The organism is Micromonospora sp. WMMD730, from assembly GCF_049178955.1.
GTDB lineage: Bacteria > Actinomycetota > Actinomycetes > Mycobacteriales > Micromonosporaceae > Micromonospora > Micromonospora wenchangensis.
The window spans coordinates 1937956-1953410 of the sequence record NZ_JBMHML010000002.1 but is presented as its reverse complement, the minus strand read 5'-3'; the positions used below and the strand labels follow the sequence as shown (position 1 = coordinate 1953410).

12 protein-coding genes are annotated in these 15455 nt (G+C 73.1%); 5 read left to right on the top strand and 7 right to left on the bottom strand.

Annotated features, from left to right (window positions below; genetic code table 11):
* Window positions 1-2: 2 nt before the first annotated feature.
* Together ACN265_RS08825 and ACN265_RS08820 are read right to left on the bottom strand one after the other, a co-directional pair.
* Window positions 3-2582 carry a nitrate- and nitrite sensing domain-containing protein gene (locus ACN265_RS08825; protein ID WP_421406691.1) on the bottom strand — a complete coding sequence of 860 codons (2580 nt, stop codon included), beginning with the start codon at window positions 2580-2582 and terminating at the stop codon, window positions 3-5.
* Window positions 2583-2651: 69 nt separating this feature from the next.
* Complete coding sequence (locus ACN265_RS08820) at window positions 2652-4079, bottom strand: FGGY family carbohydrate kinase (protein ID WP_420117163.1); 1428 nt, start codon at window positions 4077-4079, stop codon at window positions 2652-2654.
* Window positions 4080-4309: 230 nt separating this feature from the next.
* Here ACN265_RS08820 and ACN265_RS08815 point away from each other — a divergent pair, with 230 nt between their 5' ends.
* Window positions 4310-6229 (top strand): anthranilate synthase family protein, encoded by a 1920-nt coding sequence (locus ACN265_RS08815; protein WP_421406690.1) that lies wholly within the window; start codon window positions 4310-4312, stop codon window positions 6227-6229.
* 57 nt (window positions 6230-6286) lie between these two features.
* Here the strand turns inward: ACN265_RS08815 and wrbA are convergent, their stop codons facing one another.
* Window positions 6287-6904, bottom strand: a complete 618-nt coding sequence (gene wrbA / locus ACN265_RS08810; RefSeq protein ID WP_420117165.1) for an NAD(P)H:quinone oxidoreductase — start codon at window positions 6902-6904, stop codon at window positions 6287-6289.
* A gap of 86 nt (window positions 6905-6990) precedes the next feature.
* Here wrbA and ACN265_RS08805 point away from each other — a divergent pair, with 86 nt between their 5' ends.
* Together ACN265_RS08805 and ACN265_RS08800 are read left to right on the top strand one after the other, a co-directional pair.
* Window positions 6991-7482 carry a GNAT family N-acetyltransferase gene (locus ACN265_RS08805; RefSeq protein WP_420117166.1) on the top strand — a complete coding sequence of 164 codons (492 nt, stop codon included), beginning with the start codon at window positions 6991-6993 and terminating at the stop codon, window positions 7480-7482.
* Window positions 7483-7737: 255 nt separating this feature from the next.
* Window positions 7738-8856, top strand: coding sequence for a winged helix DNA-binding domain-containing protein (locus ACN265_RS08800; RefSeq protein ID WP_420117177.1), 1119 nt, complete (start codon window positions 7738-7740; stop codon window positions 8854-8856).
* A 734-nt stretch (window positions 8857-9590) separates the two neighbouring features.
* Here ACN265_RS08800 and ACN265_RS08795 read toward each other — a convergent pair.
* From ACN265_RS08795 to ACN265_RS08780, 4 genes are read right to left on the bottom strand one after another with little or no spacing between them, the layout of a single operon-like run.
* On the bottom strand, window positions 9591-10796 hold the full coding sequence (locus ACN265_RS08795; RefSeq protein ID WP_421406689.1) for an ABC transporter ATP-binding protein: 1206 nt from the start codon (window positions 10794-10796) through the stop codon (window positions 9591-9593).
* A gap of 8 nt (window positions 10797-10804) precedes the next feature.
* Complete coding sequence (locus tag ACN265_RS08790; RefSeq protein ID WP_420117168.1) at window positions 10805-11638, bottom strand: carbohydrate ABC transporter permease; 834 nt, start codon at window positions 11636-11638, stop codon at window positions 10805-10807.
* Window position 11639: 1 nt separating this feature from the next.
* On the bottom strand, window positions 11640-12539 hold the full coding sequence (locus ACN265_RS08785; RefSeq protein WP_421406688.1) for a carbohydrate ABC transporter permease: 900 nt from the start codon (window positions 12537-12539) through the stop codon (window positions 11640-11642).
* A complete protein-coding gene (locus ACN265_RS08780) occupies window positions 12536-13825 on the bottom strand; it encodes an ABC transporter substrate-binding protein (protein ID WP_357931853.1) in 1290 nt (429 codons plus the stop codon). Before ACN265_RS08780 ends, ACN265_RS08785 begins: the two co-directional genes overlap by 4 nt.
* An 862-nt stretch (window positions 13826-14687) precedes the next feature.
* Between ACN265_RS08780 and ACN265_RS08775 the strand changes: the two genes are divergently transcribed.
* Window positions 14688-15119, top strand: coding sequence for a hypothetical protein (locus tag ACN265_RS08775; protein ID WP_204926243.1), 432 nt, complete (start codon window positions 14688-14690; stop codon window positions 15117-15119).
* A gap of 47 nt (window positions 15120-15166) precedes the next feature.
* Window positions 15167-15442, top strand: a complete 276-nt coding sequence (locus tag ACN265_RS08770) for a hypothetical protein (RefSeq protein WP_204926184.1) — start codon at window positions 15167-15169, stop codon at window positions 15440-15442.
* Window positions 15443-15455: the final 13 nt, after the last annotated feature.

Sequence of the window (15455 nt, the reverse complement as noted above, 5' to 3'; positions counted from 1 at the left end):
CATCACTGTCGTCCCCCTTCGCTGCGCACACCCGGCGGCAAGATTAACTCGGTGGTCTCCTCGGCCTCGGCACGGCGCACGCCGCTGTAGAGCCGGGACAGCATCCCGCCCACCGCCTCCGGGTCCAGGTCCTCGCGGACCCGGGCCGACGGCGGCCGGGCGGGCTCGGTCACCGCGGTCAGCTGGGCCATCGGCACCCGCACCGGCAGCCCCCGGTCGTTGGTGCCCCCGGTGACCGGGACCAGCGGCGGCGCCGGGGTGCCCCCGCCCAGGGTGGCCGGCGACGACGGGGCCGGGCCCTGCCGGGACCACCAGCCGCCGTCGGCCGGGGGAGCCGGTGTCCGCACGTCCACGACCCGGGCCGGGAGCTGGTTCGGCGGCGACGAAACCGGGCGACGGCCCGCCACCGGCAGCTCCGCCGGGGCCACCCCGCCGGGACCGGGCCACTGCGCCGGACGCGAGGGTGGCCCGACCGGACCGGACGGCGACCCCACGGCCGGACGGGCCGGCAGGACGGCGGGGGCGACCGGGGCCAGCGCCCGCGGCCCGGCGGACGCGTGCGGCGGTGACCCGTCCAGCTCCGGCGCCGGGGCGAGCAGGGCCGCCGGCAGGGTCAACCGGGCGACCAGCCCCTGCCCCTGCGCGACCAGCCGCACGCCGACGCCGTGCCGGGCGGCCAGGTGGCTGACCACGAAGTGACCCATCCGCTCGACCGCCGCCACGTCGGCCACCGGCGGCTCCGCCAACACCGCGTTGGCCTGTGCCAACGCCGTCGGACTCATGCCGAGGCCGGCGTCGGCGATGTCCACCACCGCCCCGCCGCCCTCGGCCCACGCGGTCACCCGGACCAGGGTGTCCGGCCGGGAGAAGGCCGTCGCGTTCTCCAGCAGCTCCGCCACCAGGTGCACCAGCTCCCCGACGGCGTGCCCCACCACGTAGAGGTCGGCGACCGACTCGTGGCGGACCCGCTGGTACTGCTCGATCTCGGCGCTGGCCGCGAGCAGCACCGCACCCAACCGCACCGGCCGGTTCCACCGGCGGGTCGACTCGGTGCCGGCGAGCACCAGCAGGCTCTCGTCGTTACGGCGCATCCGGGCGGCCAGGTGGTCCAGCTTGAACAGGTTCTCCAACTGGTCCGGGTCGGCCTCCTCCCGTTCCAGGTCGTCCAGCAGCTCCAGTTGCCGCTCCACCAGCACCTGGCTGCGCCGGGCCAGGTTGACGAACATCGCGTTGACCGTCCGGCGGGTCTCCGCCTGCTCCACCGCGACGCTGACCGCGCTGCGGTGCACCGCCACGAACGCCTCGGCCAGCTCGCCGATCTCGTCCAGCGAGCGGACCACGGCCGGCGGCACGTCGATCGCCGGCACCCCGCCGTCGACCGCGCGCAGCCGCTTCAGGGCGTGCGGCAACTCCACCTGGGCGATCCGCAACGCCTGGTCCCGCAGCCGTTGCATCGAGTTCGCGATCGACCGGCCGACCAGGACGGCCAGCAGCACCGCCAGGGCCAGCACCACCACGATGCCGCCCAGCACCAGCAGGGTGGTGCGCAACTGGGCGCCGCTGACCTCATCGGCCCGGGCCACCGCGTCGTCGAGCACCCGTTCCTCCAGCTGTCGCAGCAGCTCCTGCCGCTGCTCGCTGGCCGTCCACCACTGGTTGGCGGGCAGCACCGCGGGCAGGGCGGTGCCGCTGGTGCTGATACTCCGCTCCTCCAGCCGGGTGGCGTCCACGAACGCCCCCGTCCGCGAGGTCCGGTCGTACGCCTGGATCTGGGCGGTCGTCGCGGCCACCCGGAACGCGCCCAGCGCGGCGAGCTGCTGCGCCCGCAGGTCGGCGAGGTTGACCTGGTCCTCCAGGCCGTAGCGGCCGGCCCGGGAGGCGGCGTACAACTGGCCCCTGATCCGTGCGGACAGCTCCTTGACCCGGGCCAGCTGCACGTAGCGCAGCACCGCGTCGGTCAACTCCGGACGGTCCGGCCCCGGGCTCGGCTCGGCGAGCAGGCCGAGCAGCGCCTCCACCGCCCGGTGGTAGTTGCCCAGGATGGTGTCGCTGCTCAGCACCGCCGGCGGCACCGCCGAACGGATGTAGACCACCTGGTCGTACGCCTCCACCGCCTCGGCGTAGGCGACCTGCCAGGCGGCGTCGGAGTCGGCCAGCGGCCCGGCCGCCTCGCGCAACGCCCCGAAGGCCGTGTCGGTGGCGGCGTGCAGCGGCCGGAGCGCGACCAGCGCCGCGTCCCGGTCGGCGGCGCTGCCCGCCCGTCTCAGCGCGGCCAGCTCACCGGCGGTACGGTCGCGTTCCTGCTGGAGCCGGTCCACCGCCGTGGTGATCTGCTGCCCGATGCCGACCTGCCGGGCGAAGTCGTTGAGCGCCGTGGTGCGTCCCACCAGCCCCGCGGTCTGCACCCCGGCCAGCACCAGGAACGCCACCGACGGGATGACCAGGACGGTGGCGAGTTTGGTGCGCATCCGCCAGTCCCGCAGCCGCAACGGCGAACGCCGCCGGTGCGGCACGACCCGCTCGTCGAACCGGTTCCGACCCGGCGACTCCGCGCTCGGTGTCGGGTCGGGACCTGCGTCCACGTCTCGCCTCCTCGGTCCCCGTCCCCACGACGGGGGGCCGGGTCCATCCAACCAGGCCAGACGCCCATGTCAACGGGTCGACGGCGCATCCGACCGGGCGGAGGTGCCTGCTCCGACGGCCGAGGTCGGCGAGGGGTCCTCCTCCGTACGGCCGGTGCCGGCGAGCCGGTCCGCGTCGGGCACCCGACCCAGCGCGACCAGCGCGGCTCCGGTGGCCCCGATCTCCCGCTCGGCGCGGTGCCGGACCGGACGCGGCGCGAGCGCGGCGGCGAACGCCGTACGCCACCACGCGGAGGCGGTCACCGCTCCCCCGCCGAGCACCACCTCGACGGGTGCGTCGACACCGGACTCCAGCACGGCGAGGTCGTCGGCGACCATCCGGCACAGCCCGGTCATCAGCCCGGCGAGGATGTCCACCCCGGTGCTGGAGAAGCTGAGCCCGCGCAGCTCACCCGAGCCGGCCGGGGCCAGGCCGGGGGGCCGGTCCCCGCCGAGGCGGGGGTTGGCCGGCAGTACGCCGTCCGGTGCGATCCGGGCCAGCGCGGCGTCGAGATCGGGCCCCTGCGGCAGCCGCAGCTCCCGGTCGGCCCAGGCGAACAGGTTCCCGCCGCTGGAGTAGGCCGCCCCGGTCACCACGTACTCGTGGTCCACCCGGTAACGCCACAGCGAGGCCGGCAGGGCTGGCAGCGGCGACCCCGCCGGAACCCGCTGGACCAGGCGTACGGCGGCCGAGGTGCCGACCGTGACCGCCGCCCGGCGGGGGTCGACGCAGCCCGAGCCGACGTTGGAGGCGGCCCCGTCGCCGACCGGGGCGGCCCAGCGCGCCCCGGCGAGCTGCGGCCACCGGCGGGCGTGCTCGGCCCGCAGCCGGCCCTGCCAGTCCATCGGGGCCAGCTCCGGCAGCTCACCCGGCCGGACCCCGGCCACCGCGACGGCCTCGTCGTCCCAGGCCAGCCGGCTCAGGTCGAGCAGGCCGGTGCCGGAGGCCATGGACACCGACATGGGCGCGTCGTCGAGCAGTCGACCGAGGACGTACTCGACCAGGCCGGCGAACCGGGTCACCCCGGCCGTACGGTCCCGCAGCCAGGGCAGCCGCACCGACCAGTAGCAGCGGTGCCACCACGCCCCGGTCCGCGCGTGGAACTCCTGTGGGTCGGCCGGACCGGACGCCCCCGACGGCGGTGCGGCCCGGGTGTCCAACCAGGTCAGCACCGGGCCGAGCGGGTCACCGGAGCGGTCCAGGGGCAGCACCGAGTGCCACTGCGCGCAGACCGCGACCAGCCCGACGTCGCGCAGGTGACCGGCGGCGGCCAGCTCGTCGAGGCACTCGGTGAGGCCGGCGAGGTAGCCGGCGGCGTCCAGGGTGCCGGTGCCGTCCCCGGCCACGGTCAGGTGCACCCGGCGGCGGGCCAACGCTCCCGGCAGCGGGTCGGCGTCGGCGTCGAGCACCAGACCACGGACCGAGGAGGTGCCCAGGTCGAGAGCGAGAATGTTCATCGCGGGTCACGCTACCCGGCGGCGCGGACGGGAACGCCCTTCCCTGCCGCCCGTCCGCCGCCTAGGGTGTCGGTATGCCCGCGCACCTGACCTGCTGGTGGCCCGCCGACCCGGCGGCCATCCCCCGCGCGTAGCTATCCACGCGGCCGCCCCACGAGGCGGCCGCCGGTCCTCCCCCGGCACCCGGGGCCGCCCGACGACGAGGCGACCCGACCCGGAGGAGAAACCCGATGAACCACCTCTACGACCTGCTCGCCGCCGTCGCCGACGGCGTCGACCCGGGCCCGTTCGCGCTGCTGCGCCGCGACGGCGTCGACCACGTCGACCTGTTCACCGGCCCGGTCGACGTCGCCGACCGGCTCGCCGACCTGCCGCTGCCCGACGACGCTGCGGGCCCCCGCACGCTGGCGCTGGTGCCGTACCGGCAGATCGCCGAACGGGGCTTCGCCTGCGTGGACGACGGCGTCCCGATGGAGTACCTGACCGTCACCGGGCACGCCACGCTGCCCCTGGCCGACCTGCTCGCCGCCCTCCCGGCCGGGCCGGTGGTCTGCGCCGACGCCGCGTTCGACGTCGACGACGACGAGTACGCCCGGATCGTCGACCGGGTGCTGGCCGAGGAGATCGGTCGGGGTGCGGGGGCGAACTTCGTCATCCACCGCACCCTGTACGCCACCGTGCAGGGCAGCCCGTTGGGCGCCGCGCTGGCGGCGCTGGGCCGGTTGCTGCGCGACGAGCGGGGCGCGTACTGGACGTTCCTGGTGCACACCGGCACCCGGACGCTTGTCGGCGCGAGCCCGGAACGGCACGTCAGCGTCGACGACGGGCTGGTCATGATGAACCCGATCAGCGGCACCTTCCGGCACACCGGGGCCACCGCCGGGCGGGACGCGCTGCTGCGGTTCCTGCACGACCCGAAGGAGGTCGAGGAGCTGTACATGGTCCTCGACGAGGAGCTGAAGATGATGGCCGGCGTCGCCGAGCACGGCGGGCAGGTCGTCGGGCCGTACCTCAAGGAGATGGCGCACCTGGCGCACACCGAGTACCTGCTGGCCGGCCGGGGCACCCGCGACGTCCGGGAGGTGCTGCGGGAGACCATGTTCGCCCCCACGGTGACCGGCAGCCCGATGCAGAACGCCTGCCGGGTGATCGCCCGGCACGAACGGACCGGCCGGCGCTACTACTCCGGGGTGCTGGCGCTGCTGGGCCGCGACACCCAGGGCCGACAGACGTTGGACGCGCCCATCCTGATCCGGACCGCCGAGATCTCCCCCACCGGGCGGCTGCGGGTGCCCGTCGGGGCGACCCTGGTGCGGCACTCCACCGCCGCCGGTGAGGTCGCCGAGACGCACACCAAGGCCGCCGGGGTGCTCGCCGCACTGGGGCTCGGCCCGCAGGCGTCGACCGAGGGGCCGTACCCGCCGGTGCGGTGGGCCGACGACCCCGAGGTACGGGCGGTGCTCGCCGCCCGCAACACCCCGCTGGCCCGGTTCTGGCTCGACCAGCGCGCCCCCGGCGCGACGGTGCTGCCCGGGGCGGCCGGCCGGCGGGCGCTGGTGGTCGACGGGGAGGACACCTTCACCGGGATGCTCGCCCACCAGTTGCGCGCCCTGGGCCTGACGGTGGACGTGCGGCCCTGGCACGCCCCCGGCTCCGACGCCGGGTACGACCTGGTGGTGGTCGGCCCCGGACCGGGCGATCCGAGGGCGGTCGACGACCCGAAGATGGCCGCCCTGCGCACGCTGCTGACCACGCGGCTCGACGCCGGGTCACCCACCCTGGCGGTGTGCCTGGGGCACCAGCTGCTCAGCGGGCTGCTGGGGTTGCCACTGCACCGCCGCGCCGCGCCCTACCAGGGCCTGCAACGGGAGGTGTCGCTGTTCGGGGTGCCGCGCCGGGTGGGTTTCTACTCGACGTTCACCGCGCGGGCGGACTCCGACCGGATCGGGTCGCCGTACGGGCCGGTGGAGCTGGCCCGGGACCCGGCCGACGGGTCGGTGCACGCGCTGCGCGGGGCGACCTTCGCCGGGGTGCAGTTCCACCCGGAGTCGGTGCTCAGCCGGGACGGTCTGGCCGTGCTGGCCGAGCTGCTGGGGCAGGTGCTGGCCCGACCGGCACTGACGGCGGGTGGCGGGCCGGTGGGCGGGTAGCGGCGGGCCACCGGGTGGGCCGGGTCGGCGCCCGGCCCACCGGGCCCACCCGGCGACTCAGCCGGCGAGGCCACGCTTGACAGCGCCGCCGATGCGGACCGCCCGCTTGGCGGTCAGCGCGGTGGCCGCGAGCGCCACGTGGTCCGGGGCGACCTCACCGTTGTTGCTGGTGTGCGAGGCGCCGTACGGGTTGCCGGCGACGAACTGGCTCGGGTCGGTGTAGCCGGGGGTCACCACCACGCCACCCCAGTGGTAGAAGACCGTGAACAGCGACAGCAGGGTCGCCTCCTGGCCGCCGTGCGAGGTGGCGGTGGAGGTGAAGCCGCTGTAGACCTTGTCGGCCAGCGCACCGTTGGCCCACAGCGGGCCGGTGGTGTCGATGAACTGCTTGAGCTGGGCGGCGATCATGCCGTACCGGGTGGGGGAACCGAAGATGACCACGTCGGCCCAGGCCAGGTCGTCGATCTCGGCCTCCATCACGTCCTGGGTCTCCAGCCGGTGCGCCTGCCAGCCCGCGTTGGAGCGGATCGCCTCGTCGGGCGCCAACTCCCGTACCTTGCGCAGGCGCACCTCGGCCCCCGCCTCACCGGCGGCCTCGCAGGCCGCCTGCGCCATCTGGTAGGTGATCCCGGTCGCGCTGTAGTAGATGACCGCTACCTTGACCTGGCCGTCCATCGTCTGTGTCCTCCTCGGTTCGGGTCAGCTCCGGCGACTACCCGGTGCTTGCCGGGTCAAACATCCGCCCGTGGCATGATCCGGACATGCAGCTGCGCGCCGCCACCCCCGAAGACTGGCCGGCGATCTGGCCGTTCCTGCGCGAGATCGTGGCGGCCGGCGAGACGTACACCTGGCCGCGCGACGTGGGTGAGGACGACGCCCGCCGCCGCTGGCTGGTCGCCCCGCCCGGCCGCACGGTGGTCGCGGTGGACGACGACGCGACGGTGCTGGGGACGGCGAAGCTGGTCGCCAACCAGGAGGGTCCGGGCGACCACGTGGCGAACGCGAGTTTCATGGTCGCGCCGGCCGCGGCGGGTCGCGGCGTCGGTCGGGCGCTCGGGGCGTACGTGCTGGAGCTGGCCCGGCGGGACGGCTACCGGGCGATGCAGTTCAACGCGGTGGTCGCCAGCAACACCCGGGCGGTGGCGCTGTGGCGGTCGTTGGGGTTCACGGTGGTCGGCCGGGTGCCCGAGGGGTTCCGCCACCCCGGTCTCGGCCCGGTCGACCTGCTGGTGATGCACCGCCGCCTCGACTGATCCGCGGCGGTACGGGGCGTCTCGGCCCCGGCCGGCCGCCCCGGCGGGTGATCCCGGCGGCTCAAGATTTGCGCAAGTTCCAGCCGAGAAGGCTCCCACGGGGGTCGGGAGGCGGATGCTGGTGGGCACGGATGCCGGGGGGTAGGGGTCACCACCGGTGACCCGGGGGGACCTGCACGGGGGATCGCGCTCCGCCGGTTCGACGACCGGCGTAGCGCGGTCGGGGGTGTCCGCCCGGTGTCGGTACCTGCTCCTATGCTGACCGGCGTGGTGGAGCTGACCGGCGACGAGGCGTTGACGTTGCGGATGACCGCGCTGGCCCTGCGGGAGCATCCGGCCGGCCGCCCGTCGGGGGTCGCCGACGTGGTGGAGTGGTTCGGGGCGATGCAGGCCCAGGACGCGGCGAGCGGCCTGTGGTCACTGGGGTTGCGGCTGCCCGGCCACACCGAGGCCGACGTCCGGGCCGCCCTGGAACGCCGCGAGGCGCTGCGCACCTGGCCGATGCGCGGCACCGTGCACCTGGTGCCCAGCCGGGACGCCCGCTGGATGCTCGACCTCACCGGCGTCCGGGCGCTGGCCGGGGCACCGGCCCGACGGGCCACGCTCGGGCTGACCGAGGCCGAGGCCGACCGGGCCGCCGACGTGCTCGGCACGGCGCTGGCCGGCGGCGGCCGGCTGACCCGCGCGCAGTGCCTGGACGCCCTCACCGCCGCCGGGGTCGACGTCTGCGGTCAACGCGGCTACCACCTGCTCTGGTATGCCAGCCAGCGGGGCGTCACCTGCATCGCCCCGCACGTGGGCACCGAGCAGACCTTCGCGCTGCTCGACGAGTGGGTCCCCGACCCGCACCGGCCCGAGCGGGACGAGGCGCTGGGCATCCTGGCCGGGCGGTACTTCCGCAGCCATGGGCCGACGACCCGGCGCGACTTCACCGGGTGGACGGGGCTGACCGCCGCCGACACGAAACGGGCTGTCGCGGTCGCCACCGACGCCGGCACGCTGACCGCCGTCCGGGTCGACGGGGTGGAGTCGTACCTCGACCCGGCGCTGCTGGACGCGCCCCGGCTGCCGGTGGACGACGTACACGTGCTGCCCGGCTTCGACGAGTATCTGCTCGGCTTCAAGGACCGCACCCTGATGGTCGAGCCGGCGCACCTGAAGGCGGTGATCCCCGGCGGCAACGGTGTCTTCCAGTCCACGGTGGTGCGCGGCGGCCGGGTGGTGGGCACCTGGAAGCGCCGCCTCGCCCGGACCAGGGTCACCGTGACGGTGCAGCCGCTGGTCCCGCTGGACGGGCCGACCCGGCAGCGGGTCGAGGCGGCGCTGGAGGGTTACGCCCGCTTCCTCGGCCTGCCGCTGCACCTGACCTGGTAGGTCCCGCCCACTCCCTCAGGCAGCCGACGATCCCGGCCCGCCGGCGCTCCCGCCCCGCCGGCACCCCCGGCCCGCCGCGTCGTTGGTCCCCCGGTCCCGACAACCCGACCGGCCTGGCGCAGGACGGCGGCGTGCCGCATCCGGCTCCGCGCGGCCCGGGGCGAGGGCGGGCAGTCACCCTGCGCAATCAGGGCCGATATCACCGAGAGTGATCGCAGATCATCTGCCGCCGCTGGGGTCAACAGCCCGCCGGAGCGGGAGGATCCTCATTGAGCTGCAATTTCGCCACAACACTCCGCCGACCAACACCAACCTCTCACGGACACTTTGCTCTGCTGCCGTAGACGCGACAGACACGGAGAGCAGCCGTCGCGTCGAAGGCAGCAGAGCAAAGTGTCCGGAGGTGATGTGGTGCGCTCGATGTCATGTCACTGTGCGTGTCGATCGGCACGGGCTGCCGAACGCGCGGGCAGACGGGCAGGGCGGACGAGACGGGAGGGTGAGCGGTCCGGCAGGGCGGGCGGGGCGCCGGACACCTGAGAGGCACGACGCAGCGGCGACGCGGAGCCGCGGGTGCCAGGGCGGCGGAGCTACGGGTGCCAGGACCGCGAGCCGCAGGGATCGGGGGCCGCCGGGGGCCGGGGACCGCAGGGCAGGGGGGCAGGGGGATCGGTGGGCGCACGCCGCCGGGGGCGGGTGGGCGTGCGGCCACCGATCCGGGGTGAGGGGGTGGGTCAGTCGCCGAGGGCGCCGGCCGACCGGCCCTCGTGCAGGGTCAGGTTCCGACCGGAAGCAGGGTCGAACAGGTGGATCTTCTCCAGGTTGAACCAGATCCGCCGGTCCTCGCCCTCCTGCACCGGCGACTCGGCCGACAGCCGGGTCACCAGGTTGCCGCCACCGCCGCTGAAGTCGGCCCCCGCGTCGGCGGCCAACTCCTCCAGCTCGGCGGCGCTGGCCCGCTGCCCCTCGACGGTGAAGTAGACGTACTTGTCGGAGCCCATCGACTCGACGATCTCGGCGGGGGCGGTGAACTCCATGCCCCGGGCCCGCGCCTCGTCGTCGATCAGCTCGGCGTCCTCGAAGTGCTCCGGACGGATGCCCAGGATCAGCTCCCGGGGCGCGTCGGCCCCCTCCAGCTCCCGGCGGATGCGCTCGCCGATCGGCACGTCACCCAGGGCGGTGCGCAGCTTCCCCTCCTCCACGGCGGCGTGCAGGAAGTTCATCGACGGCGAGCCGATGAACCCGGCGACGAACAGGTTGCGGGGGTGGTCGTACAGCTCCTGGGGCGGGCCGACCTGCTGGATCGCGCCACCCCGCATGATGACCACGCGGTCGCCGAGGGTCATCGCCTCGGTCTGGTCGTGGGTCACGTAGACGGTGGTGGTGCCGAGCTTCTTCTGCAACCGGGAGACCACCGTGCGCATCTGCACCCGCAGCTTGGCGTCCAGGTTGGACAGCGGCTCGTCCATCAGGAACGCCTTGGGCTGCCGGACGATCGCCCGGCCCATCGCCACCCGCTGCCGCTGCCCGCCGGAGAGGTTGGCCGGCTTGCGGTCCAGCAGCGGGGTCAGCTCCAGCACCTTCGCCGCCTCCTCGACCTTGGCGGTGATGGTCTCCTTGTCGAGCTTGGCCAGCCGCAGCGGGAACGCCATGTTCTCCCGGACGGTCATGTTCGGGTAGAGCGCGTACGACTGGAACACCATCGCGATGTCCCGGTCGCGGGGCGCCTTGTCGTTGACCCGTTCCCCGCCGATGCGCAGTTCCCCGGAGCTGATGTCCTCCAGCCCGGCGATCATGTTGAGAGTGGTGGACTTCCCGCAGCCGGACGGGCCGACCAGGATGACGAACTCGCCGTCGGCGATCTCCAGGTCGACGTCCTGCACCGCGACGGTGCCGTCGGGGAAGCTCTTGCTCACCTTGTCCAGCACGATGTCAGCCATTTTGTCACCTATCCCTTGACGGCGCCGGAGGTCAGACCGGAGACGATGCGGCGCTGGAAGAAGAGCACGAACAGGATGATCGGAATGGTGATCACCACGGCGGCGGCGCAGATCGCCCCGGTGGGGTCCTCGAACTGCGACTCGCCGGTGAAGAACGACAGCGCCACCGGCACCGTCCGGGCCCGCTCGGTGGAGGTGAGCGTGATGGCGAACAGGAAGTCGTTCCAGCAGAAGATGAAGACCAGGATCGCCGTGGTGAACAGCCCCGGCGCGGCAAGCGGGGCGATGACCCGGCGGAACGCCTGCCCCTGGGTGGCGCCGTCCATCTTCGCCGCCTTCTCCAGGTCCCACGGGATCTGCTTGAAGAACGCCGACAGCGTGTAGATCGCCAGCGGCAGCGCGAAGGTGATGTACGGCAGGATCAGCCCCGGCCAGGTGTCGAAGAGGCCGAGCTGCCGTTCGATCTCGAACAGCGGCGACACCAGCGACACCTGCGGGAACATCGCGATCAGCAGGGACACCCCGACCAGCAGCCGCTTGCCGGGGAAGTCCAGCCGGCTGATCGCGTACGCGGCCATCGCGCCGAGGACCACCGCGATGAGCGTGGCGATCAGGGCGATGCCGATCGAGTTGATCAGGGCGCGGACGAACTGGTCGGTGTCGAAGATGCTCCGGTAGTTGTCCAGCGTCCACTCCCGGGGCCAGAACTTGCCGTCGGTGAGGGTGGCCGGGGTCTTGAACGACAGTGAGGCGATCCAGAGCACCGGGACCAGGGCGAACACGACGACGATGACGTCGATCAGGCCCCAGCGCAGCTTCGCCCGGGTGGTGGTGTCGGCCATGTCAGCGCCTCTCCCCGTCGTCGCTGCCCGGGGCAGCGGTGCCGAACAGCTTCACGAAGACGAACGCGATGATCGCCACCGTGATGAAGATCAGCACGGACATCGTGGAGCCGATGCCGAGGTTGAGCCCCCGGATCAGGTTGTTGTAGGCGAGCATCGACACCGACGAGGTCTCGTTGCCGCCGTTGGTGAGCACGAAGATGTTGTCGAAGACCCGGAACGCGTCCAGGGTGCGGAACAGCAGCGCGACCAGGATGGCCGGCTTCATCACCGGCAGCATCACCTTGGTGAACCGCTGCCAGGCCGTCGCCCCGTCGGTGGAGGCCGCCTTGAGCAGGTCTTCGGGGACCAGCGCCAGCCCGGCCATCAGCAGCAGGGCCATGAACGGGGTGGTCTTCCAGATCTCCGCCAGCATGATGATCGCCAGCGAGCTGGCCCGCTCGGTCAGCGGCGCGCTGCCGTCGAAGAGGTTGGCCAGGTAGCCGGTGCCGGGCGTCCAGGCGTACCGCCAGGAGAACGCGGCGACGACCGTGACGATGCCGTACGGGATCAGCGCGGCGGTCCGGACGATGCCCCGGCCGACCAGGGTGCGGTGCATGACCAGGGCCAGCCCCATGCCGAGCACCAGTTCCACCGCGACGGTGACCACCGTGATCAGCATGGTCACCCCGAACGCGGTCCACCAGAACTCGTTGCTCAGCACGGTCACGTAGTTCTCCAGCCCGATGAACTCGCGCTGGTCGGGAAAGCGCAGGTCGAAGCGCTGCAACGACAGCCAGACCGAATAGATGATCGGGTACGCGGTGACCAGCACCATGACCAGCGCGGCCGGGGCGCAGAGCAGCCAGCCCAGCTTTCGTTCGGCCTTCTTGTTCTCGCTCAACGGGGTGCGCCGGCTCACGGCAGGACCCCCTTGGACTGCAGGGCGTCGGAGATCGCGTCGCGCAACTCCTTGGCCGTCTGCTCCGGCCTGATCGCCGACGGCGGCGACAGGATCGCCGACATCACCGTGGAGATGCTCTGGTACGCGGGGGTCAGCGGACGGACCGCCGGCTCCTTCAACTCCTCCAGGATGGTCTCCTTCATCGGGTACGCCTCGTCCATCTCCGGGTCGTCGTAGACCGCCTCGATGGTCGGGGGCACCCCGTCGTTGATCGCGGAGAACTTCTGGTTCTTGGCGTCCCGGAGGCACTTCGCCGCCTCGAAGGACTCCGTCGGGTGCTTGGAGTAGGCGCTGACCGCCATGTTGACCCCGCCGATGGTGACCTTGCTGGGGGTGTTCGCGTCGACGCCGGGCACCCGGGCCCACTTGACCTTCTTGGCCAGCTCCGGGTCGGCCTCCTGCAACGCCGGGTAGACGAAGGGCCAGTTGACCTGGAAGGCGCCGTTACCCGACTGGAAGTCCAGCCGGACCGGATCCTCGGTGGAGTTGCTGAACGACGGAGACGTCACGCCCGACGTGGCGAACCGCTGGAGCTGGTCGAGGGCCTTCACCGTGCCCTCGTCCATCACGGCCTTCTTGCCGTCGTCGCTGAGGATCTTGCCGCCGGCGCTCTCGGCCAGGGTGTTGTAGAGCACCACCAGGCCCTCGTACTGCGCGCCCATGGTGAGCACCTGGTACGGCTTGCCCTGCCCCTTGAGGTCCTTGGCGACGGTGATCATGTCGTCCCAGCTCTTGGGGGCCTCCGGGACGAGATCGCTGCGGTACCAGAGCAGTTGCACGTTGGTGTTCTTCGGCGCCCCGTAGAGTTTGTCCTCGTAGCGGGCGGTGTCCAGCGGGCCGGCGAGGGTGCCCTGTTCGACCTCGCTCTTGTCCTGGCCGGTCCACTCGCGGATCCACTTGGCGCTGGCGAACTCCTGGGTCCAGGTGACGTCGAGGCCGAGCACGTCCATCCCGCTGTCCTCGGCGGCCAGCCGGCGCACGAGCTGCACCCGCTGGTCGTCGGCCTGCCGGGGCAGCACCCGGTAGGCGATCTTGTAGCGCCCCTCGGCCCGGGTGTTGCAGTCGTCGACGACCTTCTGCAGGTTCTGCTCGGGCGGGTAGTACAGGTTGATCGTGGGCGTACCACCGCCACCGTCGTCGGCACCGCACGCGGCCAGCGGCGCGACCAGCGCCAGCGCGGCGGCGGCCGCCCCGGCCCGGAGCGCCGGCCGACGCCGGTGTCGGGCCGTTCCGGGATCCGTCATCGCCCCTCCCCTCTCTTCGGCGAAAACCGGGGAGGTCACCCGTGCCCCGGTGCACGGCAAGCCGTTACCGGGCCGGTGAAGTGCGGAAACGCGCCGCCCCGGCCGTTCCGTGGGCCTACACTGCCCGACCTGCGAAGTCGTGAAACCTGTCGGTAACCGGAGTGCGGACCGGCTGAGTCGACCCGCACCGGCAGGGGCACGGCTCGCGCCGTTCGGGCCAGCCTGCGCCGTTCGTGCCGGATCGGTCCGGTTCGAAGCCGGGCGTCCGGTTCAGCGGCGGACTCTCGCCCGGGACAGGAGACGTCCGGTCATCCGGGCCGGCGGGTGCCCGGGGTGCAGTTGGGCGACGGCCAGAACGTGGGAGAGCGTGCGGAACACCTGGCCGGCCGGGTGCTGGTGCGCGACACCAGGGACTGCAAGGGCGGCACCCTCCACTTCGACCGTACGGCCTGGACGGAGCCCCGGTCGCCCCGCCCCGGGCCGCACCGCCCAGCCGGCCGGCAAGATCGACTTGGTTGGGGCGGTACAGCGGTATCAAGGTGCGACGGACACCGCAGCATCGGCCCCGAGGAGTCGATCAACCGGGTCGCCCGCGTCCCGACGCGCAGCGCGCCTCCCGGCGGGCGTCGCGCGTCCCGTCGGCTGTCGACGACTGTCCGGATGGCGGGCGCGGTGGGCTGTCCCCGGGCGTGCCGGGTGCACTAGCGTTGACGCACTCACTCCACCAAGCCAGCGCGTCGCCGTCGTAGTCGATACGCCTCCGGCCGACATCAGCCTGCCCGTTCGGAGGGTTCTCCCGCGAACTCCCACTGCGCGCCCACCGGTCCGGGCAGGATCGTCCTCAACGAGGAGGTGCCCCGTGGTGCAGGACACCCGCGCTCTCGCCCTGACGTTCGAGGTGAGCGGCCTGCCACCGGTGAAAACCGAGGCGCTGTCCATCTTCGCCGCCGGCCATCGGCAGGCGACGAGGGTACGCGCCCTGCTCGAGGCGGCCTGCGCCGCGGCCCAGCAGACCGGCTGGACGCCGTTGGCCGGGCCGGTCGAGGTCGACCTGATCCTGCGGTGCCCACCCGGGCACCGCACCTCCGACGCCAGCACCCTGCTGGGCGGGGTGTGCGCGGTGCTCCAGGACAAGAAGCGGGTGGCCAACATCGGGTTGGCCCACCTCGGGGTCCTGGTCGACGTCGCGCTCTACGCCGACGACCGGCAGATCCGCCGGTTGTCGTACCGGGAGGAACCGGCGGAGAACCTCTCGTACCAGGTCCGGGTGGCCGCCGCGCCCACCGTGGTTTGACCGACGTCCGCGGTGGGGTACCGCGGACGCCGACGAAGGGAGCACCGATGTCGGAGCCACATGTCACGCTCGACCCGCGCGGGCTCGACCCGGTGCAGCAGAAGCTGCGCGGCCCGCTGGAGGATCAGCTGACCTCGGCGCTGCAGGCCGCCACCGACCGGGTCCGCGCCAGCTACGCGGGCGAACCGGTCGAGCAGGTCTGTCAACAACTGCTCGACGAGACCCGTTCCGGGCTGCACCCGGACATCGCCGCCGGCTTCCGCCCCGACATGGACGAGTTCTGCCGGGTCGCGGTGGCGATCGTCCGCAACGAGATCTCCTGAACCCCGGCGGGGT